Source organism: Paenibacillus ehimensis NBRC 15659, assembly GCF_004000785.1.
GTDB lineage: Bacteria > Bacillota > Bacilli > Paenibacillales > NBRC-103111 > Paenibacillus_G > Paenibacillus_G ehimensis.
Genome location: NZ_BILX01000003.1, coordinates 105,583 through 131,748 on the forward strand (window position 1 = coordinate 105,583; position 26,166 = coordinate 131,748).

Annotated in this window: 25 protein-coding genes and 1 other annotated feature; of the genes, 3 read left to right on the forward strand and 22 right to left on the reverse strand. The window is 53.0% G+C overall.

Annotated elements, in window-relative coordinates:
* Positions 1-143: 143 nt before the first annotated feature.
* Entirely contained in the window at positions 144-1,985 is a 1,842-nt protein-coding gene (locus PEH01S_RS02635; protein WP_127483849.1) for a fibronectin type III domain-containing protein, read from the forward strand.
* 329 nt (positions 1,986-2,314) lie between these two features.
* Here the strand turns inward: PEH01S_RS02635 and PEH01S_RS02640 are convergent, their stop codons facing one another.
* The 14 genes from PEH01S_RS02640 to PEH01S_RS02705 form a co-directional block, all read right to left on the reverse strand.
* Entirely contained in the window at positions 2,315-2,752 is a 438-nt protein-coding gene (locus PEH01S_RS02640) for a NucA/NucB deoxyribonuclease domain-containing protein (RefSeq protein WP_025848197.1), read from the reverse strand.
* Between the two features lie 259 nt (positions 2,753-3,011).
* Positions 3,012-3,332: a thioredoxin gene (trxA, locus tag PEH01S_RS02645; protein WP_127483850.1), complete on the reverse strand. Its 321-nt coding sequence runs from the start codon at positions 3,330-3,332 to the stop codon at positions 3,012-3,014.
* A 110-nt stretch (positions 3,333-3,442) separates the two neighbouring features.
* Entirely contained in the window at positions 3,443-4,351 is a 909-nt protein-coding gene (locus PEH01S_RS02650; protein WP_036713388.1) for an NAD(P)/FAD-dependent oxidoreductase, read from the reverse strand.
* A 97-nt stretch (positions 4,352-4,448) separates the two neighbouring features.
* A complete protein-coding gene (locus PEH01S_RS02655) occupies positions 4,449-4,847 on the reverse strand; it encodes an Rrf2 family transcriptional regulator (RefSeq protein ID WP_025848192.1) in 399 nt (132 codons plus the stop codon).
* An 85-nt stretch (positions 4,848-4,932) separates the two neighbouring features.
* Entirely contained in the window at positions 4,933-6,234 is a 1,302-nt protein-coding gene (locus PEH01S_RS02660) for a hypothetical protein (protein ID WP_127483851.1), read from the reverse strand.
* Positions 6,235-6,366: 132 nt separating this feature from the next.
* The gene (locus PEH01S_RS02665; RefSeq protein ID WP_164827644.1) at positions 6,367-7,635 is read right to left on the reverse strand and encodes a molybdopterin molybdotransferase MoeA; all 1,269 of its coding nucleotides are present in this window, start codon (positions 7,633-7,635) and stop codon (positions 6,367-6,369) included.
* Positions 7,636-7,729: 94 nt separating this feature from the next.
* The gene (locus PEH01S_RS02670; protein ID WP_127483852.1) at positions 7,730-8,023 is read right to left on the reverse strand and encodes a hypothetical protein; all 294 of its coding nucleotides are present in this window, start codon (positions 8,021-8,023) and stop codon (positions 7,730-7,732) included.
* Complete coding sequence (locus tag PEH01S_RS02675; RefSeq protein ID WP_127483853.1) at positions 8,023-8,373, reverse strand: hypothetical protein; 351 nt, start codon at positions 8,371-8,373, stop codon at positions 8,023-8,025. The genes PEH01S_RS02670 and PEH01S_RS02675 overlap by 1 nt, the downstream gene beginning before the upstream one ends.
* Entirely contained in the window at positions 8,370-8,558 is a 189-nt protein-coding gene (locus PEH01S_RS02680) for a hypothetical protein (RefSeq protein WP_127483854.1), read from the reverse strand. Before PEH01S_RS02680 ends, PEH01S_RS02675 begins: the two co-directional genes overlap by 4 nt.
* Positions 8,548-9,075 (reverse strand): Rieske 2Fe-2S domain-containing protein, encoded by a 528-nt coding sequence (locus PEH01S_RS02685; protein ID WP_127483855.1) that lies wholly within the window; start codon positions 9,073-9,075, stop codon positions 8,548-8,550. Before PEH01S_RS02685 ends, PEH01S_RS02680 begins: the two co-directional genes overlap by 11 nt.
* A gap of 45 nt (positions 9,076-9,120) precedes the next feature.
* Entirely contained in the window at positions 9,121-9,684 is a 564-nt protein-coding gene (locus PEH01S_RS02690; RefSeq protein WP_025848182.1) for a 4Fe-4S dicluster domain-containing protein, read from the reverse strand.
* Complete coding sequence (locus tag PEH01S_RS02695) at positions 9,681-11,858, reverse strand: molybdopterin oxidoreductase family protein (RefSeq protein WP_025848181.1); 2,178 nt, start codon at positions 11,856-11,858, stop codon at positions 9,681-9,683. Before PEH01S_RS02695 ends, PEH01S_RS02690 begins: the two co-directional genes overlap by 4 nt.
* Positions 11,845-12,885 carry a hypothetical protein gene (locus PEH01S_RS02700; RefSeq protein ID WP_127483856.1) on the reverse strand — a complete coding sequence of 347 codons (1,041 nt, stop codon included), beginning with the start codon at positions 12,883-12,885 and terminating at the stop codon, positions 11,845-11,847. The genes PEH01S_RS02695 and PEH01S_RS02700 overlap by 14 nt, the downstream gene beginning before the upstream one ends.
* Before the next feature lie 128 nt (positions 12,886-13,013).
* Complete coding sequence (locus PEH01S_RS02705) at positions 13,014-14,099, reverse strand: TIGR04053 family radical SAM/SPASM domain-containing protein (RefSeq protein WP_127483915.1); 1,086 nt, start codon at positions 14,097-14,099, stop codon at positions 13,014-13,016.
* 136 nt (positions 14,100-14,235) lie between these two features.
* Here PEH01S_RS02705 and PEH01S_RS02710 point away from each other — a divergent pair, with 136 nt between their 5' ends.
* On the forward strand, positions 14,236-14,601 hold the full coding sequence (locus tag PEH01S_RS02710) for a group I truncated hemoglobin (protein ID WP_127483857.1): 366 nt from the start codon (positions 14,236-14,238) through the stop codon (positions 14,599-14,601).
* Between the two features lie 64 nt (positions 14,602-14,665).
* On the opposite strand, the gene PEH01S_RS02715 is transcribed toward PEH01S_RS02710, so the two are convergent.
* From PEH01S_RS02715 to PEH01S_RS02750, 8 genes are all read right to left on the reverse strand, one after another.
* Entirely contained in the window at positions 14,666-16,168 is a 1,503-nt protein-coding gene (locus PEH01S_RS02715) for an MFS transporter (protein ID WP_127483858.1), read from the reverse strand.
* A gap of 298 nt (positions 16,169-16,466) precedes the next feature.
* Positions 16,467-16,766: a YciI family protein gene (locus PEH01S_RS02720; protein WP_127483859.1), complete on the reverse strand. Its 300-nt coding sequence runs from the start codon at positions 16,764-16,766 to the stop codon at positions 16,467-16,469.
* A 40-nt stretch (positions 16,767-16,806) separates the two neighbouring features.
* Positions 16,807-17,523: an iron-sulfur cluster repair di-iron protein gene (gene ric / locus PEH01S_RS02725; RefSeq protein ID WP_127483860.1), complete on the reverse strand. Its 717-nt coding sequence runs from the start codon at positions 17,521-17,523 to the stop codon at positions 16,807-16,809.
* 232 nt (positions 17,524-17,755) lie between these two features.
* Positions 17,756-19,150 (reverse strand): radical SAM/SPASM domain-containing protein, encoded by a 1,395-nt coding sequence (locus PEH01S_RS02730; protein WP_164827660.1) that lies wholly within the window; start codon positions 19,148-19,150, stop codon positions 17,756-17,758.
* Between the two features lie 22 nt (positions 19,151-19,172).
* Entirely contained in the window at positions 19,173-19,904 is a 732-nt protein-coding gene (locus PEH01S_RS02735) for a YwiC-like family protein (RefSeq protein ID WP_127483861.1), read from the reverse strand.
* A 290-nt stretch (positions 19,905-20,194) separates the two neighbouring features.
* The gene (locus tag PEH01S_RS02740; protein WP_127483862.1) at positions 20,195-22,090 is read right to left on the reverse strand and encodes an arginine--tRNA ligase; all 1,896 of its coding nucleotides are present in this window, start codon (positions 22,088-22,090) and stop codon (positions 20,195-20,197) included.
* A gap of 54 nt (positions 22,091-22,144) precedes the next feature.
* Positions 22,145-22,405: a binding site (T-box leader), on the reverse strand.
* A gap of 101 nt (positions 22,406-22,506) precedes the next feature.
* Entirely contained in the window at positions 22,507-23,982 is a 1,476-nt protein-coding gene (locus tag PEH01S_RS02745; RefSeq protein WP_127483863.1) for a protein adenylyltransferase SelO, read from the reverse strand.
* A 278-nt stretch (positions 23,983-24,260) separates the two neighbouring features.
* Positions 24,261-24,998, reverse strand: coding sequence for an SDR family oxidoreductase (locus tag PEH01S_RS02750; protein ID WP_025848164.1), 738 nt, complete (start codon positions 24,996-24,998; stop codon positions 24,261-24,263).
* 195 nt (positions 24,999-25,193) lie between these two features.
* On the opposite strand from PEH01S_RS02750, the gene PEH01S_RS02755 reads away from it, so the two are divergent.
* A complete protein-coding gene (locus PEH01S_RS02755) occupies positions 25,194-26,135 on the forward strand; it encodes an AraC family transcriptional regulator (RefSeq protein ID WP_127483917.1) in 942 nt (313 codons plus the stop codon).
* The last annotated feature ends 31 nt before the right edge of the window (positions 26,136-26,166 follow it).

Sequence of the window (26,166 nt, forward strand, 5' to 3'; positions counted from 1 at the left end):
TAGCGGAAAGGAGGAGACTTAGGGAAGCGGACGACGGAAAGGAGAGGATGCCGAAGATTATATTTGCCGGCAAAGCATTTTTTGTAAGCGCTTAATAAACGATTCGAAATTCAATAACCAATTCATTAAAGGAGGCTCAACCAATGAACTTCCATAGTTCTCCCTTGTACGTACGCCTGCGCCCCCGTCTGCTAATAGGACTCATTGTCTCGCTTATCGTCTCGCTTTTCTCTGTGCTTGCCTCCCCTCTTCCCTCTGCCGCCGCCCCCGCGGGAGGCTATAAAATCGTCGGCTATTGGCACAACTTCGACAACGGCTCGGGCTTTATCCGGCTCCGAGACGTCTCTCCGGATTTCGATGTCATTAACGTTTCGTTCGCGGAGCCGACCGGCAGCAGTACCGGTGTGATCGGCTTCACCCCGTATAACTATACCGAAGCCGACTTCAAAGCCGACATCGCGTATCTGCAGAGCAAAGGCAAGAAGGTCGTCATCTCTATCGGCGGTGCGAACGGTCAAGTCCAGCTGCCGACGACGGCCGCCCGCGATGCATTCGTCAGCTCGGTGACGGGCATCATCGAGAAATACGGGTTCGATGGACTGGACGTCGACTTCGAAGGACACTCGCTCTACTTGAACGCCGGCGATTCCGACTTCCGCCATCCGACGACGCCCGTCATCGTCAACCTGATTGATGCGCTCAAGGCGCTGAACAGCCACTTCGGCACAGACAAATTCATTCTGACCATGGCACCGGAGACGTTCTTCGTCCAACTCGGTTATTCGTTCTACGGCGGGAGCTGCATCAGCTGCGATTCGCGCGCCGGCGCTTACCTGCCCGTGATCCATGCGACGCGCGATATTCTGGACTGGCTCCAAGTGCAGAATTACAATTCCGGCCCGATCATCGGCCTCGATGATCAGTATCATACGATGGGCAACGCCGATTTCCACGTCGCCATGGCCGATATGGTGTTGACCGGGTTCCCCGTTGGCAAGAATGCCAATCTGTTCTTCCCGCCGCTGCGGCAGGAGCAGGTGCTGCTGGGCTTGCCGGCGAACAGCAATGCGGGCGGCGGCTTTACACCGGTTGCCGAGGTGCATAAGGCGCTCGATGCGCTCGTGAAGGGCCAACAGCTTAGCACGTACAAAACACGGGGCAGCGCAACCGGCTATCCGAACTTTGGCGGTTTGATGACGTGGTCGATCAACTGGGATAAATTCAATCAATTCGAGTTTTCCAAGAAGCATCGCGCTTATTTGAACGCCTTGAACCCGACGGCGCCGGATACGCAGGCTCCGACGGCTCCGGCGAATCTGGTTTCGACCGGCAAAACCTCGACCAGCGTTTCGCTGTCCTGGAACGCTTCGACCGACAATGTCGGCGTGACCGGCTATACGGTCGCGTATGGCTCTTCACAAGCGAACGTGACCGGTACGAGCACAACCGTCGAGGGACTGAAGCCGAACACCAGCTATACGTTCTCGGTGACGGCCAAGGATGCCGCAGGCAACGTCTCGGCCGCCAGCAATCCGGTAACGGTCAAGACGGACGAAGCCTCCGGCGACAACCAGGCGCCGACCGCGCCGACCCAACTGAGCGTGGTCTCCAAGTCGGCTGCGAGCGTAACGCTAAGCTGGGCGGCGTCCTCCGATAATGTCGGCGTGACCGGCTATACGGTCGCCTACGGTTCTTCGCAGGTGAACGTGACAGCAACAGGCGCAACGATCGAGGGACTGAAGCCGAATACCGGCTATACGTTCTCGGTAACGGCTAGGGATGCCGCCGGCAATGTCTCGCCTGCCGCTGTGCTCACGGTTACGACGGACGCACCGTCCGGCGCGCAGCCCTGGGCGCCCGGGGTCGCCTATAAAACAGGCGATGAGGTTACGTACGAAGGCAAAACCTATGTGTGCCGCCAAAATCATACTTCGCTGCAAGGCTGGGAGCCGCCGTACGTAGCGGCGCTGTGGCTGCTGAAGTAAAGCTCGGAGTCGGTCGGGCATGCAGCGGCCGGCGGCAAACGCATAAGCTCATGATTCGAGCCGTAGAAGTCTTTTCTACGGCTCAGGCTGTTGAGAAAGTGGTCCACAGAGATATAGAGGTTCGATGGGGTGGGGTATCCACTTCCGACCGCTCTTGTCCTCGGGAAATTTGATTGGAAAGCCGCTTAATAGCGGACATTTCCCGAAGACAAAGGCGGCCGCTATCGCTTCTCCAGTGGATACCCCACCTCCGTATGCATCTCTATTTTTGTAAACGACCACTTTCTCAACAAGCTCAGCCGTAGAAGTCTTTTCTACGGCTCTTTCGTTTATTTCACGATAAATTTCACTCTGGTTCCATCCGAGTATTTGGAAAGCTTATTCCCTACCCAGCTTCCCGCTCCCCGGTTGTCGGACGGGCTAATGTACCGAATATCCGCACCTCTCCCCCCTTCCAGGCACATCGCCATCGGCCATTCATCCCGATCATAGCCTTTCTTGGGCGGATAACCTTCCAGAGCTTCTTCTCGCCGCTCACGGGTGCCGTCGCGATCGATCGTACAGATATCGGATTTACCGGCTGCAATGGCATCTTTGATATGCGCCCTTGTTTCGGGATATCGGTCCGTCGGAAACATAAGTATGTAGTCGTAGGAGGATGCCGCAAAGGAAACGTGATTCGAGCCTGCAACGGGAAAAAAACTGCCAAGTAACACCGCGATGAGGAAAACAATCGAAAATAGCGCCGTGCTCTGCTTCTTCATCATTCGATTACCTCCAATACTCATATTTGGAATAATATTCCTTATCCATTGTATTGGATAACGTTGTTGTCCCACAATAGTTTTGTGGCATATTCATTTTATAGATTTTGTAAAGACGATTTGGCCGAAAAAAAACAGGTCTTCTTCTTGACTAAAGTCGACCTGGCTTTCTCCCGGAACGGGAGACTTTCGAATGGATATCGATGGCAGTCAGCAGCTCATGAGTTGGACAAATTTGGCCAAGCCGCCGCTTGAACCGCCACTAATTTTTGTGATTGGCTATAAATTTTTTTAGCTCGTCGACATGAATGGCGCCAACGATTTTGTCTACCGGATCTCCGTTTTTAAATAGGATCGTCGTTGGAATGCTCATGACCCCAAACTGACTGGCCGTATGGGATTCTTCATCCACATTAACTTTGAGGATCCTTACTTCGCTGCTATGCTCCCGATCGAACGCTTCGAGTACGGTGCCAAAGAAGCGGCAAGGCGAGCACCATGGCGCCCAAAAATTGACCAATGTCAAGCCTTCGCTTTTTAAGTCACCGGCAAAAGTCGTATCCGCAGTATGGCAAATGGTCATTCGTAGCTTCCTCCATTCTAATGGTATAAACAGATTCCGATTGAACCGAACCGACGAAGATTGCATCACCTCCTCCACCAACTCCGCGGTTCCGGCAACGAACCAAACGGTTATTTTGCGAAATCTTCTTCCGTCAAGTCCACATTCACGCCCATAGCCGTTCGGCTGCCGTCGGCCGCGGCAAAAACGACTTGGGAAGGCATGAAGTACGAAGCGTCCCCTGCGGCATATAAACCGGGGATCGAGGTTCTTCCCCATGCATCGGTCCTGATCCCGCCATTCTCCGTCCTTTCGCAGCCCAGACGTTCCCCGAACGGTACGGCCGGCACAAACCTGGGCATCACGAAGCCGCCGGCTCTCGGAAGCTCTGTCCCATCCGCAAAGCGAACATGCTCAAGCCGCCCATGGTGGCCGACGAAAGCCGTGACGGGCTGCTCCATCACCACGATTCCTTTGGCTTGAAGCCGGTTTTTTTGCTCATCCGACAGGGACGACTGGCCGTTCGTGCAGACGACCAGATCTTTGCTCCAATTGAAAAGAAGCTTGGCTGTATGAAAAACGGCCGGTGATTCGGACACGACGACAAGCGGTTGATCCTGAAGCTCCCAGCCGTCGCAATAAGGACAATTAAACAAGCTTTTCCCATACAGCGGATAAAAGCCGTCGATTTCAGGAAATATTTCCTTTACCCCCGACGCCAGGATCAGTTTCCGCGCTTGAATGCGAAGACCTGACGAATCCAGCACCTCGAAAAGTCCCGATGCGTTGTTGCGAGCCTCGACAGCTTCGGTTTGCAGATGCTTGACAGACGGATAACGCAGAACCTCGTCATAAGCAATGCGGCGGAATTCGCCCGGCGTTACGCCGTCTCTCGTAATAAAGCCGTGAGACGCATGCGTAACGGCATTGCGGGGCTTGTTATTATCGATCAAGGCCACGCTTCGCCTTGCCCTGCCAAGCACAAGGGCTGCGTTCAACCCGGCGGGTCCACCGCCAATAATGGCGCAATCGTAAATCATGATGTTCATCTCCTCTAATGCGGATATTATAGACTGTTTATATCTATAATTAAGTTAAAAAAACTTGTACACGCAACAACCATACTTTTCGCTCGACTTAAGCTTGTACTTGCTTTTGAGCCAGATCCACCAATTTCGCTTGTTGGAGATGCGATTCCATTTTCTGTTCCGCTTCCTTCATGACAGCTTGAATCTGGCATTCGTCGCCGTGGACGAAATCGCATTCGAATAAGGAGGCGTTGCCTTCAATCGCGTGGATAATGTCCAAAAACGTAATATCGTCTTTTTTGCGGGACAGCCGGTAGCCGCCATTAGCCCCGGATACCGATTCAATCATCCCTGCTTTCACGAGCCTCGTCAAAATTTTGGAAAGATAGGTCGGTGAAACGCCTTGGGATTCCGCCAGCTGCTGCACGCCTACCGGCTTAACCGGAGAAGCGTCAATCAGAGCGAGCATCGTGTGCAGAGCATAATTCGTCGCTTTGGAAAATCTCATGGCCAACACCTCAATTAAAGACTTGTTGTGTCTATAATATCCTTGAATTAGAAATGTGTCAAGTGAGAGCCGCTCACAGGCGGCTTCACTCCTCTCCGTCTCTTCGGTTTTCGTCAATCGAAGCTCCGACTCGTTTCGTCAGAAGCTCCATGAGATAGAGGCTCGCCTCGTCTTTATCGGAGGTTAGCTCTCTAAACTTGTGCAGGGAGTTTTCAAGCTCCGAAAGCTTGGCATCGAATTCTTTTTGTGCTTCTTTCACCCCTCCGGCATCGGTGAGTTCCTCCAGCCCCTTAATTCCCTGCTCCTTTAATTTTGCCAAGTTCGAATCCAGCTTTTCGACGAGCGCGTCATATTTTTTAGCGGCGGACTTGGGATGGTTTAATTTCATCTTTGCGTACACATTCATCCGATACCCGTAGATTCCAATGGTCCTATTGCCATCGTGAACCCACATGGTGCCGCCGCCATCACGGACATAATCGATACCGGACAGCGCCGAAATCGCCTCATTCACCGTTTGATGAATCGCGTCCGTCTGCGTCTTTAGCTTGCTGTCGTTTGCAAGCCATTTGTCCGTTTCCCGTTGAAAGCACTCGCCGATATAGCGATACATTTCATCCTGACCGTGCTCGGAGCCGTTCAGCTCGTGCTTGGCATATTCGTTCTCATAAGTCCGGACGATTTCGCCCTCGGACATGCTGGAAGCGACTACTCTTGAGCACAGGTTCCGGTTTACCTTCTCTAAGGTGGCATTACCGTCGGCATCCGGCACGGTTTGGGCAGCGCCTTCATTTGCTTTAAAGAACGCCATAACGTCGCTCACGGTCTTAATTTTCCCGGAGGCGTTCAGCTTGTTATCGGTATCATCATCCGATACAAAGCTTTTGTCCTTTTGAACAAATATGGACGGGGCGGTCACTGCGGCGCTTCCGCCCGACTCTTTTCCGGCAACGTAATCCGCGAGCACGATCACATCCTTCTTGCCGTCCCCATCGACGTCCTTAAAGGAAACTGCCTTGACGGCTTCGAAATTCCACGACGCGACAAGCTTCGGCTGCGGGAACGTATACAGGGTGCCGCCTTCGGCATCTTTTAAGCTAAGCAAAAGCTCTTTACGCCCGTCTGCATTCGCACGTTTCGCGGACACAAACCGAACCTTGCCCCACGACTCCAGTTCAACCTGAAACGACTGGTCCGCAATTTCCTCGACCGATGCGCTGCCGCTTGCAGGAGCGGCTTGCGAGGGTACCGTGGGAGAGGCAGCCGGGGGAACAGGTGCCGCCGATCCGGACGGAGGCGACTTCGAATCGGAAGCTTTCGCGGGCTCATTAGGCCGGCTTGCTGGCCGGACGGATCGCATCCCGCCAGGATGACGAATATAAGACATAGTGACAACATCCTCATTGCAAGCTTCTCTCCTGCCCTTTTCTAAACTACAGAAATGAACCGTATATTGGCACATTCCGATCTTTGCATTTTCATATTCGCGCTGTATGGACAGATTCCTGCAAGTCATCCATCAGTCCGGAACGCCGAGTTGAATAATGCTTACCTTTTCTCCTGCAAGGACGCCGCGACCTCCCGGCGGGATGACCATGAGACAGTCGGAATCCTTGATCGAAAGCATCACGCTGGACTGATCGGGTCCCGCCATTTTCACGTATACTTTGCCGTCTTCGATATAGCTTTTCGCCCGCACGAATCGATGATAAGCATTGACTTTCGTAAAATCCTCCCCCGAGAATGCGGTTGCTTCCGGCGGGAGGACGTCCTTCTTCCCTTGCATCCCCCAGAGCACCGGTCGCACAAACAACTCAAAGCCTACAAAGCAGGCTCCCGGATTACCGGAAAGCGCAAAGAGAAATTTGTCCTCCCGCACGCCAACCGTCGTAGGGCTGCCCGGCCGCATCATCACCTTGTTAAATAACGTCATGCCTTCCCATGCCGCAAAAATATCGACCATAATATCGTAGTCGCCTACCGAGACCCCGCCTGTCGTAATGACACAATCCGCCTTGGAAAAAGCGTCGGTTATTTTCTCCATAGCCCGCTCCGCATCGTCAGGTATGGATTCCATAAGGATCGGGATTCCGGCTGCCTCCCGAACTTGTGCTGCCAGCATATACGTATTGCTGTTCCTGATTTTGCCGGGCTCCAGCGGCACATGAAGGCCCAGCAATTCCGAACCCGTTGCGAATATGGCTACTTTGGGTCGTTTAAAGACATGAACCGTTCCCGCGCCGAATGCGGCCAGCAAGGCAACCTCGCCTGCATTGATTTTCCTTCCTTTTTCCAAAACAAGGTCGCCTTTTGCCAGTTCAAATCCGGTTGGAGTTACGTTTTGTCCTGCCTTCTGTTCTTTTTTGATCGAAATGAACGTTTCCCCGCCTTGTTCGAAGCATTCCGCAATCTCGAGCATGACGACCGCATTCGCGCCTTCAGGCACCATCGCTCCCGTCATAATCCTCGATGCCGTCTTTCCCGTTATGGCTTTAGCCGGTGTCGAGCCGCAAGGAATGCTCTCGACCACTTCCAGAAGAACCGGTTGATCGGAAGATGCGCCGACGGTCGATTCCGCTTGAATCGCAAATCCATCCATACCCGAACGGCAAAAATGCGGCATATTGTCCGATGCGAATACATCCGCCGCCAATCTCCTGCCAAAAGCTTCCTCCAATGGCACTTGTTCGACGTCTCCCGGCCGAATATGATGTAGAATCCTCTTTTGAGCCTCGTCAGGTCGAATGGCATGCCTGCGAAAGCGATTCGAGAGCTGTAAAGATTCCATACTATCCTCCAATTTTTGCGAACCGGTCAAGGAACCCTTTTTATAAAAATAAGCTACCCGATGGCATCATCGAATAGCGCAAGGCTTCGCTCCTTTACACGCGTTCTTCAAAGTAGATATGATAACGCAGGTTGGCTTGAAGATCATGCGAAACAAAACAGTCTCCTGCTTGGCCGCGCTCCAGCTTCGTCAGCGGATCGTCAAATAAAGGTACGGAAAGGAACTGATCGGCATTGAAATAAAACTGCAAATAGGCATGGTTATCCGTGAGCGCTGTCTTGAACAGGGTGAACGGCTTGGGCTGCGTTTGTTCTTCGCCCGAAAGATCTTCAATCCATACGGTGATCCGGCTTCCTTCGTACTTGGATAACAGCACGTTCCATTCCATCACGAGACCCCGGCTTTGACGTTACTTTTGCCGCAATGGCTGCACTCCGCATGTTCCTTTAGCTCGAACTCTAGCCGGTAGCCCTGCAGCCAGTCCCAGAAATGATGCGCTGCCCGCTCTTCGAGATCGGCGAGAAGCTCCTCCTCCTTCTCCCAAGCTCCTGTACCTGTAACCTCTGCAATGACGTAATCCAGACCGTCTTCCTGTTTATCCTCCATGGTCCACTTCGCATGCTTCGGAAACAAGCCTTTCAGCTGATCGTCAATGATCTGCGCAAAGGTTTGTCCGGGAGCGTCCGCCGCACTTTGCCGAATAAAGCATAAATCCATGAAAAACTCCGATTTCTTCATCTGTTCTTCACTTCCTTCTTGTAAATAAATAAGGCCATCGGAAACAGAATGACGTTTAACGCAGCAAACAAGATCACAAGCTTATAGTTTTCGTAATAATAATGGTTGATCGTGTACTGCGTAAAAATAATATTGAGCAGCAGCACGATACTCAGCAGAATGACGCCTCGATAGCTACGCTTCATACCGCTTCACTCCCGTTGCATATATAGTCGGCCCTTCGACGGCTATTATAATTTCCGGCAGCGGCCTTCTTGGCGGTCCTCCTGTCGGAGCGCCTGATTTAGGGTCAAAAAAGCCGTGATGGCACGGACAAACCATTCTTTTCTCCTCGCCGTTCCAAAAGACGGGGCATTTCAAATGGGTGCATGCATTTTGATACGCTTTGTATTCGTTCTCGCCCAAGCGGATCAGCAGCGCCGAATCGTGCTCCTCAGGATAAGCAAACTCGACCGCCTCTCCTACCTTCAACGCTTGGACGTCGGCGATTTTCTTTTTGGGATGGCTTTTTTGACCGAGCCCCGCCAGCTCTTTGGCCGCGAGTCCGCCCCAGGGAAGCGTGGAAATGGCAAACACCCCCGCCGCCCCCACCATCGTCTTCATAAAGCCGCGCCGATCCAGGCTTCGCTCATTATTTTTACGAATGTTATGCGTATAATTGTCTTCGTTATACGGAACCTTGTTATTCTTTTCTTGATCCATGCGGTCCACCCGCTTTCTAATATTGGTCGCTTCTTGTCAGACGGTTCAGAATAGCTTCTGTATTCCTTGGATAATACCGGGAAGGCTGATCTTGACATTCGTCTCCCCTTCCAGAGGCTCGAACGGCTGCCGGCTGGAGACCCATTTGCCCAACCGGTGCCGCTCGCGCTTCTCGGCCAATTCGTTCTCGTCGATCCACTGCAGCGTATTGGTCGGGCAAACGGATGCGCACATCGGCGGAATGCCGTCCTTCGTGCGGTCGTAGCAAAGATCGCATTTATACATCAGGTTCTGCTCTTCATCGAATTTCGGAATTCCGTAAGGGCAGGCAATCGTGCAGTTCTGGCAGCCGATGCATTTCTCGACGAGAGCGGACAGCACCGCGCCTTCTTCCGTTATTTGGATGGCTTGCGCCGGACAGCTTCTGGCGCATGCCGGGTTGACGCAGTGCAGACACATGAGCGGAATCGTCTGCCGGTCTACAAACGGGTTGACATCATATACGTAATTGCGGTTGCGTTCCTCGTGACCGCCGCATTGCGTACAAGCGGCGAGACAGCTTCGGCAGCCGATGCAGTTGTCCATTTCGATATATAATATTTTTTTCACAGCAGTGCCCCCTTCGTCCCGTTCGCCAGCTTCTCAATCTGGGCTGCGCAAGCTTTAAACTCCGGCATTCGCGACATCGGGTCAAGCGCGGCAATGGTCAGCAGATTGATCGACTGCTCATGCCCGAAATGATAAGGGACGAAAACGGTATCTTGACGTATGGCTTCGATGATCTTCACCTTAAAGTACGCTTCGCCTCGGCGAGTATACAAACGAACAATTTCTTCATGTTCGATGCCGTACAGCTTAGCCGTTTCCGGGTGAACCTCGACGAACGGCTCCGGACACATATCCCGCAAAAACGGAATTCTTCGCGTTTGGTTTCCGGATAAGTAATGATAGACGACCCTGCCGGTTGTCAGCCTGAGCGGATACTGTTCACACGGCTCTTCCGCAGGCGGCCGGTAAGGAAGCGCGCATATTTTCGCTTTGCCGTCCGGATGATAAAACTTTTTGTCCAAAAACATATAGGGAGTTCCTTGATCCTGCTCGTCCCGGCAGGGCCAGAAAACGCCGTTTTGCTTCTCGATTTTATCCCATGTGGCCCCGTAATAATCCGCATAGCCGCCTTTGGAGGCCAGCCTGAATTCCTCCGCGACCTTGCTGGCCGTCGTAAGATGCCGGAAATATTGGCCACGGCCGAGACGCTCGGACAGCTCCACCTGAATCTGCCAATCCGGCTTCGACTCGCCAAGCGGCTCCTGGGCTTTATTGATCTTGATGATCCGGCCCTCCAGGTTGGTTACGGTGCCTTCATCCTCCGACCACGTTACGGAAGGAAGAACGACATCGGCAAATTCCGCCGATTCCGACAAAAACATATCGCAGCAAACCATGAAATCCAAGCTTTTCAGCGCAGAGCGGACGAAGTTTTGATTCGGCGCGGAAACTGCGGGATTGGAGCACAACAAATATAAGCCGCGGATCGTTTTTTCGGTCATCAATTCGAACATTTCATAAGCCGAAACGCCGGGCTGCGGCATCTCTTCCGGCGTAATTCCCCAGACGCTGCACACTTCCTGCACGTGCTTCGGATTCGTGATTTTGCGGTAGCCCGGAAGCGCATCCGCCTTCTGTCCGTGCTCCCGGCCGCCCTGGCCGTTTCCTTGGCCTGTAAACGTGGCTACCCCGGATTTGGGCCGGCCGATTTTGCCGGTGACCAGACACATATTCGTATAGGCCGAGACGTTGTCCGTTCCTTTATGCTGCTGCTCGATCCCGCGCGCGAACATGACGACGGCATTCGGCGCTTTACCGTAGATTTCTGCGGCGCGGATCAGCTTCTCCGGTGCCACTCCTGTAATTTCGCTCGTATACTCCGGGGTAAACGCCTTCACGACTTCCATCGTTTCTTCAAAGCCGTTCGTATGCTCGCGAATAAACGCTTCATCCGCAAAGCCTTGCTGAACAAGCAAATTGACCATGCAGTTCGCGAGCGCGAGATCAGTGCCGGGCTTGAGATCGAGATGGACGTCGGCGCGTCTCGCAATCGGGGTTTCCCTTGGGTCCGCTACGATCAGGTATCCCCCGCGGTTCTGTACCTCCCACACCCGGAACATCGAGGTCGGATGGCATTCGGCCGTATTGCTTCCGGCAATAAACAAGCAGTCCGTCTGGTGAATATCCGTCCATGGCAGCGTAGAGCCGCGATCCACCCCAAGGCTGCGCATGAATCCGGCTGCGGCGCTGGACATGCAGAATCTGCCGTTGTAATCGATATAACGTGTCTGCAGGGCGACCCGGGCAAATTTGCCGGTCAGATAGCACTTTTCATTCGTCATGGACACGCCGCTGAACACGGACAAAGAATCCTTGCCGTAATTGTTCTGCAGTTCCTTGAACTTCCGCGCAATCAAGTCATAGGCTTCGTCCCACGACGCTTCCCGGAAGCCTTCCTTCGTTCCTTTCTTCGAAGCGTCGTCCCGGATCAACGGCCGGAGCAGCCGGTCGTCATGGTTCGTCTGCTGGTAAGCGGTCACGCCTTTCGGGCACATTTTACCCAGATTCACCGGAAAATCGTACCTTGGCTCTACCCCGATAATCTTGTTGCTATCCGTATCCACCCTTAAATTCATGCCGCACTGCATGCCGCAGTAAGAACAGTGGGTCGGAACCAGCTTTTCCTTCGGGTGATGCTTATTCTCAATGTCGCGGTAAAATTTATCCTTTGGCATTCTGGTTCGCCTCCTTGAACTTCACTTCGTGGGTCGGAACACCCGCAAACCGCGACATGCGATACTTCCGCCGGCAAGGCAGGCACAGCTCGGCCAGATGAAAGCCTTCGTCCATCTTGAATTCTACGCCGCTTTGCTTCAACACTTGGATGACATCGTTCGATTGCTCGGCCGACACAAACCCGGTGCCGCACACCTTGCAAGCTTTCATTTCTTTCTCCCCGTAGTGCTCCCGGTAATTTCGGGCGAGCACGCTCATCGGCCGGAACGGAATATGGGCCAATTTGCCGAAAGGCAGATAAATGAGCGTTATAATGACGGACCATTGATGAATCAGCGTAATCACCGGATGGCCCCAGCCATGCAGGAATATATTCGACCCTGTGAGCATCAAGCCCGTAATGCTGATAAACAGGAGCAGATACAAAGGGAGAAAATCGTATACGAAGGTTTGCTCCGCTCTCGCCTGCATGTTTTTGATGCGCCGGTACAGCGCCATACACACGCCGGCGATGACCATGAAGGCCGTAATGTTCAGGGCGTTGTAAAACAGAAAGGCAATCCAGCCGTCCGCTTTGACCCGCATGATATCGATGCCGAAGCCGACAACCGTGTACATTCCGTTATCGTCCATCGTAAAGTACATCCAACCGAACACAAGCGGAAACGTAACCAGGCAAGAGAGAATACAGCCCCACCCCAGCAAAATGTGCTGCGTCCAGCGGTATACACCGCGATTCCAGACAAAGCGGTAGGTGGCCAAATGCTCAACGGTCGTTTGCGGAGTGCTTCTGCGAAACAGCAGCCGAAGGCCTTTTTTCATGATGATTTTCGTCGGCGGACGTTCGCCCCAGGCGATAAAGCGGTAGAAAAAGCCTCCGATAAATACGACCGTACCGACCATGTAACCGTATAAAGCCAAATCGATATGCGTAAAAAAGCGGGACCCGATATACATCAGAATGATGAGAAAAACAACCGTAAAGAAATACATCTTGGCAAATTTCGATGCAAACGCCCGGTCCATGTTTTGACCTCCATAATTCGTTTTTGGTCACTTTCATTAAAGCACTGCCCTTTCCCCATTGACTGTGACAATCGTCACAAGATGATGTGCGCCGGCCCAAAACGGTGATTTTGTTCAAAAAACATACATCACTCCGCTGCATAGGCTTTTGGAACGTAAGCACAGTAGGGATCGCTTTCCAGATAATCTCCCGTAACGGCATAGGCTCTCGCCCTCGAGCCTCCGCACAATTCCTTGAATTCACAAGCCCCGCACTTGCCCTTTAACAGCGACTTGTCGCGTAATGCGGTCAGGACCGGAGAGCTCCGATAAATGTCCGTTAGCGGCCGCTCCCGGACATTGCCGCATCCGACAGGCAAAAATCCGCTTGGGTACACCTCCCCGATATGGCTGATAAACACAAACCCGTCCCCGTCATTCACTCCCTTTGGCGCGCGTCCGAGAAGATCCAGGCGTTTCGTTCCGGCGGCCGCAGCATGCTCGCCCAAACGCCGCTTTTCCTGCAGAAAAACACGCCGGTAGTGGGGCGCTTCCGTTGCTTTGACGCCATACGGCATCTTGTGCTGGATACGAAACAGCCACTTCATCACCTCTTCGTGCTGCTCCGGGTCGATGACATCCTCCACCATCCCCCGACCGGTAGGCACAAGGAAAAATACGCTCCACAGCACAGCCCCCATCTCCCTGACCTTGTCCGCAACCGCTTCCAGATCATGAAGATTATACCGGGATACGGTTGTATTCACCTGAATCGGGATTTGCTGCTCCTGTAAGTGCCCGATCCCTTTCATGGTCAGATCGTAAGATCCCTTCGTTCCGCGAAAATGGTCATGAATCTCCGCGCAGGAGCCGTCGAGACTGAAAGCCCATCGCGACAGCCCGGCTTCCTTAGCCTTGCGGACCGCTTCGCGCGTCACCTTCGGCGTAGCGCTCGGCGTCATGGAGACGGAAAGGCCTCTCTCTTCGATCGCATAGCGGGCAAGCTCGAACAGATCGGGGCGCATTAACGGATCTCCGCCGGTAAAGACGAATAGCGGGTTATCCATTCTCGCGATCTCGTCGATGAGCTGCTTCCCCTCTTCGAAAGACAGCTGTCGGGGATCCGCCCTATACTGTGCCTCCGCACGGCAGTGCAGACATTTCAAAGCGCAGGAGCGGGTGACTTCCCAGATGACGATGAATGGATTGTCGTTGTAATTCCTTTCTTTTATCATAGGCAACAAACTAAAATCCCCCTCTTCTTCTTGGCAATGTGATGCAGGAATCTTCGACAATTCCGAAAAGAAAGCATGTATATTTTTACTAATCGGAAGCATCCTACTTGTCATATAATGACTCGGGAGGACTGTTATGGAAACGACGAACACCCTTTACGAAAAATTAGGCGGAGAACAGGCCATTTCCAAAGTCGTCGACTATTTTTACGAGCTTGTGTTGGCGGACGATACCGTAAACGAATTTTTTAAGAACACGGATATGGAGCAACAACGGCGCCACCAGACCAAATTTATCAGCTTTGCGTTAGGGGGGCCGAACCAATACACGGGAAAATCCATGGCCAAAGCTCACGAGGGCATGAACCTGCAGCCGGTTCATTTTAATGCCATCGTCAAGCATTTGCATGATGCACTTGCACATTTCGGCGTTGGCGAACCGGAAATCGAGCAAGCCTTATCTCATGTCGCTGAAGTTAAGGACGACATTTTGTACAAATAGAACAGGATAAGAATACTGAGAAAGACCGAAGACTTGAACGGATCCGGAGTTTTCTCAATTCTTTTTATTTATTTCTCAGCTCCGAAATGTCGCTGAACATCCCCGCATAATGCTTCACTTCGCCGGCGTCGTTTTTGATGGCGCTGATCGTCAGCCATTGAAGGTATTCGTCCCCGTTTTTCCTCCGGTTCCATATTTCTCCCTGCCAGAAGCCCTTCTCTTTGATCGTTTTCCACATCGCGGCATAAAAATCCGACGGCTGCTTGCCTGATTTTAAAATGCGCGGATTCTCCCCGATGATTTCCTCCTGCGTATAGCCGGTCACTTTGGTGAACGCCGGATTCACCTGCCGGATCGTCCCCTTCAAATCCGTGATAACAATGGCTTCCGCCGTATTTTCAATAATTTCCGCAGCCAAATGGAGCCGGTCTTGATAGTACATCCAAAACACAAGGACAAGGCTGACCAAAGCAAACTCGGACAAGGCCATGAAGCCGATGGCATAGTGGCCTGTCAAGCTGAGTAACGACGCGAGAATCAATGGCGGGAAAAATCCCCCGAGTCCGCCCATGGCAGAAACGATTCCGTTCACAATCCCGGCCTGCTTCAGGAAATAGAGAGGCACCAGCTTGAAAATCGTACCGTTTCCCGTCCCTGCGCAAACCGCAATCAGCAGACAACCGACGGTATAAAGCTGAATGTCCGGCGAAAAGGAAAGCAAGATGCCGGATAAGGTCAGCCCGCCAAATACGAACATCAGAATGACGAAAGAATTGAACTTGTCGCCCAGCCATCCGCCGACCGGCCGTGCCGCCGTCGCGATCGCAATAAATACAGCCGTTCGGAAGCCCGCGTCCGCCTTGGCCAATTGGAAGTGGCTGACGAGAAAATTCGGCAAATAGATGGTGAACGCGACGAAGCAGCCGAAGGTGATGAAATAAAACAAACTGATCGCCCACAGCCTCGGGTTGCGGTAGATTTCCTTCATCTGTTCCCGTACCGGGGTCACAACCTTCGGCTCCTTCCGATCGCCGAGAAACACATGAAGGAGGACAAACACGGCAAGCAGAACCAAATACAGCTGGACGGTGGCAGACCATCCGATCGAGCTTGCGACAACGGGAGCGCCGAACGCCGACACCGCCGTCCCAAGGTTACCAATGCCGTAAAGTCCGTTCACGGAACCGTGCTTTTCCTTCGGATAATATTTCGGCAGCGAGGTAACGCCGACCGAAAATACGGCGCCGCCGATCCCGAGGAAGAAACCGCCGATCAGCAGATCGACGAACGTTGTCGCCTGGCTTACATAATAGACGGGAAACAGCAGCAGAACAAAGCTGATGGCGAACAGCTTTCGTGCGCCGTATTTATTCGTCCAGAAACCGATCGGAATGCGCAGGACCGAACCCAGAATCACGGGTACGGCCGTTACCCAGGACAGCTGGCCCGGGGTCATCGGGATGTCCGACTTGATGAAAGGCATGAGCGAAGACAGAATCACCCAAACCGCAAAACCGAGAATTAGACTTACCGTTTGCAACGGCAATTGAAGCTTTCGAACATCCATCCTTTTTCCCTCCACTCTTTTGTACATCGTCATCATTTCCATTTCATAAAGTCCGCTTCGGCTTAATGCCTAGGGGACGAAACGTGCTGCGGTGCAAACCGGTTACCGGTCCGCCTCCTCTTCCCAAGTGTAACGATGCCTCCTTTACGGAAAGTTCTTTTCAATCAGGATCATCCTGAAAATAGCATTTCTCATCAGTTCCTCTCTGTGACACAAATCATCAAAAACCGCATTTATGTAGTGAAAAATGATTCATTTTCACACAATATACACAAAATAGTCGAATACCGGCATCCTGTTATCCTGCGCCCAGGTGGTTGTTTTCTTCGCAGGAAAGCTGCCACGCGCGCAGTTCATAGCTTTCCGTGCCGGTGGGTACAAACGGACCGGATTCGGCGACGCTCCGTGCTTCTTCGCAGCTAGAAGCACGGATAATCACCATTCCTCCCTCATAATCGGATAACGGTCCGCAAAGCTCCAATTGACCGTTTTGCTCCAGCTTGCGCAGAAAAGCAATATGTTTTCGGATCAGGTCTTCCGTTAATCTCTTTCCAGAATTCAGCGATAACAAAATCACATACCTTGTGAACTTCGTCATGCTCAACCCCCGTTGTTCCAGCGCTACAAGCTTAACTCCCTTAAGATTCGTTGGCGGGACTGCTCACGCGCCGGAAAAGAATGTTGTTTTCCAAGTGGATATGCTGGAACAAATCCGATTCGAGCTCCTGCAGCTTGTGGAACGCTAGCGTGTAAGTCCGGCACGCGCCGGCGGGCAGCTCGTAATCGCTTGTTACGGCTCTCATCTCGTGCAGGAGATTGCCGACTCCGCTGTGATCCGCCTCTAGCTCCCTAATCGCATCCGCCGTTTTTTCCGCAAGGAATGGGGCCGGATTGCTCTCCAATTCCCTGATTAACGGAAAGACAGTCGCCTCTTCGGCAATCAAATGCTGCTCCAGCTCCATTTTCATCTGATGAAAAAGCATATGAAGCTTGGCCAGCTCACGGCGTCCCGGACCGTGTACCCGCAAAATTTTAGTGACGAATTCGCTTAACACAGGGAGCTCTCGTTCCAAATACGCGTGATGCGTGGTGACGATATGATCGATCAACTGGCTCGACGAGAGCTTGCGCCAGTCCGTGTTGGGATCGGTTTTTTTATTCGCTTCCGCGTAGAACCGGTTCAGTTTTTCGATGAAAGCTGCTGCCTCAATGTTTTTCTGTCTTAGCGCTGTTATCAGGGAACGGCCCCCGCCGCAGCAAAAGTCGATGCCGTGCTCCTGAAATAAGTTGCTGGACCCGGGAAAAGCGGTCACAATTTGTCCAATCGTTTCGGAACCGTTAAAAGCCATGCTCATTGGTTTGACCTCCTTTTGACATGACCGTTGATCCTCATGATCATGTTCTTGTCTAAAATTGTAATGCAATGAGCGCAAGCCGACTGTGTTTGCAATCACGTTTTTTTCTGCTCTCCTAGCCCAAAAACGAAAAATCCAAGGTTCGTTGCCGGTAAGCAACAAAACTTGGACTTTTTCCAGAAGGAGGTTGAACTTGCCTTATGCAAGATTTCCGGGCACCGACTTCAATATTTTACCGGTATTCACCGCTTGAGCGGTTGTTATAGCCGGACGAATCCACTTCATGTGCTTCTTCACCTCCTTTGACAAGATCGTTGGATTTCCGGATCAATTCCAGCACCCGCTTGATTTTTCTTTTCTCATGCGGACAAGGACGCATCCCCGTTCTCATCCGGTATAACGGGCAATGGTTGCCCTGGCAGGCGGGGCGGAAGTAGCAAGCGCGGCAAACCGGGTCCCGCTCTTCGCCGGAGCCGGTCCATCCTGCCATTTTGTCCGCGTCGAGAGTCATGCTTCCGTCTGCGTGAAGCTGTCCGACATGATTTACCGGGTCTTCCAGCGCAACCGAGCATTTGTACAGCCGTCCGTCCGCCCCAATCACGAATGCATTGGGCTTGGCGGCATAACAGACGGCTCCGGAAGGCATCAGAGTATCGATGATCGTCTCGCTAAGCGCCAGTCCTTGTTCCACCCCAAGGCCCGTCAATTCCCATAGACGCGCATCCGATGCGGTCCGGTCGCACACGGGAATCCGGTCGTCGTTTCGTCCGCCCCACCGGCCGACCGGTCGGATCAGAAGCTGAAACCGCTCATCTCCCCCGAACCATGTGAAAAGATTCACGAGAAAATCCGGCACTTCATCCGCGTTATTCTCGTCGAAATTGATTCGGATATCGACAGCAAACGACTCATCGACGTGACGAAGCTCCTTTAGATTTCCGATGATGCTTTCGAACGTTCCGCCGCCTCCGCGAAGTCCCCTTCTCCTGTCGTGAACCGCTCCCGTTCCGTCCAGCGTCACCATAAATCGGCGCACATTTCGGTCCACCAGCTCCATCAACCGTTCTTTCGTCAAAAAGTATCCGTTGGTGGACATGTCCGCGGAATAGCGGACGCCGTTTTTCGCACAGCTTTCCAGAAAAGAATCGGACAATTCGGCGATTGTATCGGGAACAAGCAGCGGCTCGCCGCCGAACCAGCTGACGGCAAGATGATCGAGGCCTGCGGCGGCATGCCGGACGTACGCTTTCAGGCCGTCGATCGTCCCCCGCGCCATGGCGCCCCGAGGGAAGCTCTGGTAGCAGTACGTGCAGCGAAAGTTGCAAGCTTCCGTAGGCATGATCACAAGATGCATCGATGTCGCTTCCATCAGCGCAGTGTGCAGCTTATGCGCCTGCGCAAGCTCATCCGTCCCGTCCGGCACCAAAAATCCGGCATTGCGCAGATCGGAGGCCATTCCGCACATTCCCTCATGGAGCGCTCCCCTCTCCATTATTCGCCGGACTTCCGGCTCCTCGTCCGGCTCGAAGGCGGCCATGGCGCCGGAAAAGGAGTTGTAGATCATTCCTCCTGTACCGTCCCATCGCACGACTCTGGAATAACGGGAAGAAACCCAACGGTTTGTCACTTTGGCCAATCCTTATCACCCTTCATCGTTGAATGAAAATAGCGGAAACAATTACAAACTGCACCGCACCCACAATTTCAATAATTCCCGCCTTCCAGGGACGCATCGGCTTGCCAGCGAAGGCGAAAGCCCGCACAGCGGAGTACACATAAGCAAGGATCATCCACGGATGGCCTGCCGCCCACAGAACGAATGGGAGCAAGCTGTGATACGCTCGCGTATAAGCGATCCAGCGTCTGTTCTCTCTTTCGCGAAATATGGCCTTCACAAAAAAGACGCTGCTTGTAAAATACAAGAAGCTGAACAGAACGACCGATGCCATCATCCGGTCCCATTCTCCCCCGCCCACGAGGTAAGCGGCTGCTCCCCCAATGCTGAAAAGGAGGACGGCGCAAAGATCGTTCACCAGCGCCCTTTCCGATTTATGTCTCGTATGCCATATGTTCACCGAAAGCAGCGCAAGAAGAAGCGGTCCGAAATAAAGCAATGCCGGATGGCTGAAAAGCGATGGAACCAAACAGCAAGCCGCAAGTAAACCGTAGATCGTCCCCCATGTGATCCAGTGCCGTCGATTCGCCTTATTTTTCATCGATTGAAGAAAAGGATAAGACGACATATAGAGAAACAGCCATCCCATAAATAATGGCAGATGCATCAACTGCGGCTTCCCCGCGAACATGCCGAGCAGAAAAGGAACGCTGACCATGGCCCACCCGCCGTGTTCATGAGGAATCACCATTTTTCGCTTCTTCATGGGACAGCGCTCCTCTCAACCCTTTGTGCATAACCATCATATAATTGTCGCCCCCGTCAGTTCTATGATATTATGCACATGCCTTGGAGTTCGCGAGGAGGGTTTAAATCCCTCCGGCTACACAAGCCATTCTTTAAACCGAATGCGATACCCAAGCTGGCGGTTTTCTTGGAAGTCAAGCTGCAAATTCCCTCTTACTCCGCGAAATAAATCCAATTGGATTAGTCTTAAGGACGGCCCATTGGCACAGCTCATAAGAAAGAAATATTTTTTGAGCGTCAATCCGCCGTCTACATCCGGTTCGGCGCGGGCAAGCCGAGGATGGACAGCCCGTCGTGCATCGTGTCGCGATACCGTCCGGCCAGCCACAGACGGAACCCCTGCGTACCTTCGTCCGTCTTAAGAATCCGGCATGACGTATAGAAATGGTTGAAAAGGGACGCCAGCTCATACAAGTACGTACAAAGCAGATTTGGCGTTAAGCCGGCAACAACTTCCTCCAATGTCTCCGGCCAGTAAGCGAGCTTCTTGAGAACCGCATATTCCTGAGGCGTAAGCCCCACGGAGGTCGGATATGCCGCTATTGCAGTGATATCGCTCCTCGCTGTGTGCGCCAGGGAACGGGCTTTTTCCAAAATGCTGCATGCTCTGGCATAGGAATAAAGTAAATATACCCCGGTATTGCCGGACACCTCCGTAGCTTGCTCTAAATCGAACACCACTTCCGTCTGCAGATGGAATTTAAGCAAATAATACCTGATCGCGGCCGCTGCGATCGAGCGGCTGTCCAACCCTTCGTGCTGCGAGCGCTTTGCTTCGATAACGGCTTCCATGTGTGAGACGAGATCCGCCACTTTGATGCCAATCCCCTGTCTCCCGGACATGGGGTACGATGACCTGCCGTCGGACGTGTCGACGCCAAGACTTTCGGCGGTTGCCCGGCTCAGTGACACCACCCCGTAGCTGACATGTCGCAGCTGAGCGGCTTGTTGATCGTACCCCAATACCTGCAAAGCCTGCTTCACCATCTGCTGCGGGTACTCCTGGCGATGATCGATCACGTTGATGACCATATCCGCTCGCCCAATGTCTTGCTCCACTCCTTGCGAATGCGTGGACCATACCCCATGGCCGAACGGTTGATAGCGGAATTGTTTATCGAGCAGACCGAACTTCCACATGTGATAGGCAATATCTTTGGCCGTATACGTCAGTATCCCGTTCGATCGTACCAGCACCTTGTCGCTTTGAAATTCCGTCTCTCCCGCCGGATCGGTCTCGTCCGCCGTTTGCTTAAACACCCAACACCCGGCCAGCTTGCCTTCACTTTCCTGCCGGAACAGACCGGTTTTTTGCAGCATCTTAAACGTTTCCTCCCAGAAGCCTTCACGGACAATGCTGCTTTCCCACACCAATACATCGTAGTCAATGCCGAATTGCCGCATATCATCCAGATGCTCCCTGACCAGTTGCTCCGCTACCAGCATTCCGAGCCAGGCGATATTATTGTGACCTGACTCCAAATGATGCAAGACGTTCGCCCGTTCCTGTTCCAGCTCGGGTTGTTCGCGGTACTTTCGGTTGATTTCCGCATAGACGTCCCAACAGAAATCGCCAAACCGGGAATACCAGTTACGAACTGACGTTCGCATCACTCCCACCACCGTATCGGCCAGTTGGTTTCCCAAATCGTCGATGTAATTGTGAACTTCAACTTCATGGCCCGCCCGCTTAAGCATTCTTGCCAAAGTATCGCCAATGCACGAATTTCGCAAATGTCCGATATGCGCCGATTTATTCGGATTAATCGACGTATGCTCAATCACTGCTTTTTGGCGGATATTTACCGGCTGGAGGGCATCCTGGTGATGCGTAGTCACGATCCAGCGCTCCCAATGGATAAACATATTCACAAAACCCGGCGCTGCGACCTCGATCCGTTCGAACCATCCCGCAAAGCGCGGATGATGAACCAGCCTCGCCTTGATTTCGTCAGCGATCGTCAAAGGGTTCTTCTTGAGCACCCGAACCAGCTTCATGGCCAGATTCGTGCTGTACTCCCCGTACCGGTCGCTTGCCGGATGTTCAATGACGACCGGCAGTTTCTCCGGCACGGCATGCCCCGCTTCCCGAAGAAGCTGCTCGGCAATCTCTTCAAGTGTTTGGCTAAGCTGCTTATGAATCATGTTCCCAACCTCCCGATGTATAAATGTGGATAAAACAAAAAGGCCCCGTCTCCAAAAAGAGACGAGAGCCTGATGCTTCCCGCGGTACCACTCTATGTGCAAACCGCCAAAAAGTCGGTTTGCCGCTTATTCCTTTAACGGTCTACGACCGGATCGGCCTACTGCGTGTCCCGAAGGCTAGAGCCTGCCTAACGGGTTCGGTTCGGCAAATCATATCCCGGGTCCGCTTCATCCAAGACCGACGTACCGGCTTCCACTGCCTCCGGCTCGCTGCAACTGTCCGTCCTGAGCTACTGTCCCGTTCATTTATGTTGGCTTATTCAATTTGTGGCATCATGTTTAAAAGTATTTATACTTAAATTGGAACGTATTGTCAAGAACTTTATATGACCTTACAGCTGCTCCGGATGAACCGGTCACGTGCCGCAAAAGGTGCGGTAGGGACGGTCCGATGGCTCAGGCAGTGTGCAGTATTCCGCCTGCTCGGGGGAGTGCGCGTAAGGATTCGAAAGAGCCTGGAGCAGCCGCTCCATCACGCTGTAATCTCCTTGCTTCACCGCGGCGTCCAGCGCTTCTTCGACCCGGTGGTTGCGGGGAATGAGCGCGGGGTTGCTGCTGCGCATCAACCGCTGCGAGGAAGCTTCCGGCTCTTGCTGCCTGCCTCTTCTCGCCTGCCACTGCTCATGCCACCGCGCGAATTCCGCCGTTCCGTTGAACGCCAAATCCTCGTGCTTATCGAACGTTAGGGCGCGGAAGGTATTGGTATAGTCCGCACGATGCTTCTGCATCATCACGAGGAGATCCTTAAACAGGGCTTCATCCTCCGGCTCTTCGTTAAAGAGGCCCAGCTTCGCCCTCATTCCCGCGAGCCAATGACCGGCAAACAGCTCGACAAAACTGGAAATAGCATCCTCGGCCAGCCGGATAGCCTGATCCTCATCGTCATGCAGCAGCGGCAATAAGGCTTCGGCCAATCTCGCGAGATTCCACGCGGCAATCGACGGTTGATTGCCGTAGGCGTAACGGCCATGAACGTCAATGGAGCTGAATACCGTTGCCGGATCGTAGGCATCCATGAAAGCGCAAGGACCGTAATCGATGGTCTCTCCGCTCAGAGCCATGTTGTCGGTATTCATCACCCCGTGAATAAAGCCGACGAGCTGCCATTTGGCAATCAGCGCGGCCTGACGCTGAATCACTTCCTCAAGCAAAGCCAGATAGCGGTTCTCCGCCGCGCCGGCTTCCGGATAATGCCTTTGTATGGTGTAATCCGCCAGACTCCGGAGGTCTTCAACCGTGCCCCAATTGGCAGCGTATTGGAAGGTGCCAACGCGTATATGACTGGCGGCCACGCGGGTCAGCACCGAGCCGGGCAGCTCGGTTTCGCGGATGACTTCCTCGCCGGTCGTCACCACCGCCAAGCTGCGGGTGGTCGGAATGCCGAGCGCATGCATCGCTTCGCTGATGATGTATTCGCGCAGCATCGGTCCAAGCGCCGCCCGGCCGTCGCCTCCGCGGGAATACGGGGTTCTGCCCGATCCCTTAAGCTGAATATCTACCCGGGTATTGTCGGGGGTGATCTGTTCGCCAAGCAGCAATGCCCGACCGTCCCCCAGCATGGTGAAATGCCCGAATTGATGTCCTGCGTAAGCCTGGGCAAGAGGCGCAGCCCCTTCGGGAATACGGTTGCCGGCAAACACTGCTACGCTCTCGCTGCCTCGCAGCGCCTCGGCCTTCAACCCTAGTGATGCCGCTAGCCGGTCATTCAGAACGATCAGCTTCGGGGAGCGGACAGGGGTTGGGTCGAGCCTGGAAAAAAACGTTTCGGGCAGACGGGCATAGCTGTTGTCGAAATTCCATCCTGGATCTATGATCGCTTTATTCTCAGTCATCGGATCTCCTTTTTACCGTTCAAAAATATATACAAACCGCCGTTTTAGTGTTTACTTCTACCAGGTTATTATACACTTTCCAGTGCGTTCAGGCATATTGTTGCCTGATAATAAAGTTGTTAAAAACCGCAGTTTAAAAACTGCAGAAAACCCAGCCTGGTTTCCGGGCCGGGTTAGAAATAAAGTTGTTTTGATGGATCTCTCACCGGGCGATAACCGCCAATGCTACAGCCTGCTGTCTGTTCGTCCCCCCTTTCTAAGAACCTTTTCCACAATATTCAAATAAACCCGCCGTTTACGCGAATCGTCTGCCCCGTGATCCAACGGGCTTTGTCGCTGACGAGCAACTCGAGAGCATTCGCGATGTCCTCCGGTTCGCCAAGTCGTCCGAACGCATTCATTCGACGGAACGAATCGACCAACTCCGGCGATTTGCCGTTCAGGAACAAATCGGTTGACACTTGCCCGGGCGCGATGCAATTGATGACGATGTCCTTAGGACCGAATTCCTTTGCCAATTGGCGTGTCAACTGCTCGACCGCACCTTTCGTTGCGGCGTAGACGCTGTACGTCGGGAGCATCGCGCCAGATACGGAGGTCGAGAAGTTAACGATTGTCCCGCCTTTTGCCATATGCTTCATTGCTTGTTGGCAAGCGAAATAAGTCCCTTTCACGTTGATCGCGAAATGCCGATCGAAGATCTCCTCCGTCACGTCCGTGATCGCATTGTTTTCCAAGATGCCAGCATTATTGACCAGAATGTCCACGCGCCCGAATCGCTCGAGCGTCTCCGAGAACAACGCTTCGACTTCGCTCACCTTGCTCACGTCGGCTTGGATTGCTGCCGCTTGGCCGCCGAATTGCTCAATCGTCATTACAACCTCGTCCGCTTTCCCCCGGCTCGAGGAATAATTGACAGCCACCTTCGCTCCGGATCGCGCTAATTGGATGGCCATTTGCCGTCCGATGCCTCGCGAAGCCCCGGTGACGATCGCGACTTTTCCATTCAAACTCATTTCCTTTCCTCTCCTTTATCTTGTTGTGGGCCTATCGGTCATTCGCCGAGTTCGACCTTGCATATTCATTATAGTAAATGTTAGCATCGCGCCGTTAGACCAATCCTGTCCGATCCTTGCCTAATTCTCTTCCGTCTCGATATAATAAAAGTAAAAAACATACTTCCTGGAAAGGAGCCGGCCTACATGGGCACAATGGATGAATCGCAGCGCATAGAACAAGCCTTGCAACAATTGGCGTTTGCAATACGTCGCCATGCCCCGGCTAGCGGAACACATCGGACGGCCGTTCCTTCTTTGTCGCTGATGCATGCCACTCACTTGACGGAACCGCTGGAATCCGTCTACAAGCCATCCATTTGCATCGTGGCGCAGGGAGCTAAGATCGCCACGCTGGCTGATGAAACCTACCGATACGATCCTTCAACTTACCTAGTCACTTCCGTCGAATTGCCGATCATTGGCAGAATTGTCGAGGCTTCGCCCGAAATTCCCTATTTAAGTTTGAAACTGAGCTTCGACGCCGACGTCATCCTGGAGATCGTGGAAAAAACGAATCGCCCCTCTCCCACTTCCGTCCCCGCGGAAGCCGGCCGAGGTATAACCGTGAACCAAACGTCTCCCGCGTTGCTTGAAGCCATCGTGCGGCTCATGCAACTGCTCGACGCGCCTGAGGACATTCCAGTTCTGGCGCCGCTTGTCATCCGCGAAGTTCTGTATCGAATGCTTCAGGGCGAACAAGGCGTGCCCCTTTATCAATTTGCGATCAGCGGCAGCCATGCCTACAACATCGCTCAAGCAATCCGGTTAATCAATCGGCAATACGACCGCCCGCTGGCGGTTGAGCAGCTCGCAAAGTCCGTGAACATGAGCGTGTCGGCGTTTCATAAGCACTTTAAGCGTGTCACGGCGATGAGCCCATTGCAATACCAGAAAACGCTGCGTCTGCAAGAAGCCCGGCGGTTAATGTTGACGGAATCCGTGCAAGCCTCTGATGCGGCGTTCCGCGTCGGTTACGAGAGCCCGTCCCAGTTCAGCCGGGAATATGCCCGTTTGTATGGCCGGCCACCGATGCTGGATGTTCAAGAGCTTCGTGGTTCGATCAAGGACTCCAACGTACTTGTCCGAATTCCATGAAAGCAGCAAGAGAAAGTTTGACATAGACAAG

Bases quoted from the DNA above. Each gene is read 5' to 3' on its own strand.
- PEH01S_RS02635 (WP_127483849.1), top strand. From the start codon at position 144: ATGAACTTCCATAGTTCTCCCTTGTACGTACGCCTGCGCCCCCGTCTG.
- PEH01S_RS02640 (WP_025848197.1), bottom strand. From the start codon at position 2,752: ATGATGAAGAAGCAGAGCACGGCGCTATTTTCGATTGTTTTCCTCATC.
- trxA (WP_127483850.1), bottom strand. From the start codon at position 3,332: ATGACCATTTGCCATACTGCGGATACGACTTTTGCCGGTGACTTAAAA.
- PEH01S_RS02650 (WP_036713388.1), bottom strand. From the start codon at position 4,351: ATGATTTACGATTGCGCCATTATTGGCGGTGGACCCGCCGGGTTGAAC.
- PEH01S_RS02655 (WP_025848192.1), bottom strand. From the start codon at position 4,847: ATGAGATTTTCCAAAGCGACGAATTATGCTCTGCACACGATGCTCGCT.
- PEH01S_RS02660 (WP_127483851.1), bottom strand. From the start codon at position 6,234: ATGTCTTATATTCGTCATCCTGGCGGGATGCGATCCGTCCGGCCAGCA.
- PEH01S_RS02665 (WP_164827644.1), bottom strand. From the start codon at position 7,635: ATGGAATCTTTACAGCTCTCGAATCGCTTTCGCAGGCATGCCATTCGA.
- PEH01S_RS02670 (WP_127483852.1), bottom strand. From the start codon at position 8,023: ATGGAATGGAACGTGCTGTTATCCAAGTACGAAGGAAGCCGGATCACC.
- PEH01S_RS02675 (WP_127483853.1), bottom strand. From the start codon at position 8,373: ATGAAGAAATCGGAGTTTTTCATGGATTTATGCTTTATTCGGCAAAGT.
- PEH01S_RS02680 (WP_127483854.1), bottom strand. From the start codon at position 8,558: ATGAAGCGTAGCTATCGAGGCGTCATTCTGCTGAGTATCGTGCTGCTG.
- PEH01S_RS02685 (WP_127483855.1), bottom strand. From the start codon at position 9,075: ATGGATCAAGAAAAGAATAACAAGGTTCCGTATAACGAAGACAATTAT.
- PEH01S_RS02695 (WP_025848181.1), bottom strand. From the start codon at position 11,858: ATGCCAAAGGATAAATTTTACCGCGACATTGAGAATAAGCATCACCCG.
- PEH01S_RS02700 (WP_127483856.1), bottom strand. From the start codon at position 12,885: ATGGACCGGGCGTTTGCATCGAAATTTGCCAAGATGTATTTCTTTACG.
- PEH01S_RS02705 (WP_127483915.1), bottom strand. From the start codon at position 14,099: ATGATAAAAGAAAGGAATTACAACGACAATCCATTCATCGTCATCTGG.
- PEH01S_RS02710 (WP_127483857.1), top strand. From the start codon at position 14,236: ATGGAAACGACGAACACCCTTTACGAAAAATTAGGCGGAGAACAGGCC.
- PEH01S_RS02715 (WP_127483858.1), bottom strand. From the start codon at position 16,168: ATGGATGTTCGAAAGCTTCAATTGCCGTTGCAAACGGTAAGTCTAATT.
- PEH01S_RS02720 (WP_127483859.1), bottom strand. From the start codon at position 16,766: ATGACGAAGTTCACAAGGTATGTGATTTTGTTATCGCTGAATTCTGGA.
- ric (WP_127483860.1), bottom strand. From the start codon at position 17,523: ATGAGCATGGCTTTTAACGGTTCCGAAACGATTGGACAAATTGTGACC.
- PEH01S_RS02735 (WP_127483861.1), bottom strand. From the start codon at position 19,904: ATGAAGAAGCGAAAAATGGTGATTCCTCATGAACACGGCGGGTGGGCC.
- PEH01S_RS02740 (WP_127483862.1), bottom strand. From the start codon at position 22,090: ATGATTCATAAGCAGCTTAGCCAAACACTTGAAGAGATTGCCGAGCAG.
- PEH01S_RS02745 (WP_127483863.1), bottom strand. From the start codon at position 23,982: ATGACTGAGAATAAAGCGATCATAGATCCAGGATGGAATTTCGACAAC.
- PEH01S_RS02750 (WP_025848164.1), bottom strand. From the start codon at position 24,998: ATGAGTTTGAATGGAAAAGTCGCGATCGTCACCGGGGCTTCGCGAGGC.
- PEH01S_RS02755 (WP_127483917.1), top strand. From the start codon at position 25,194: ATGGATGAATCGCAGCGCATAGAACAAGCCTTGCAACAATTGGCGTTT.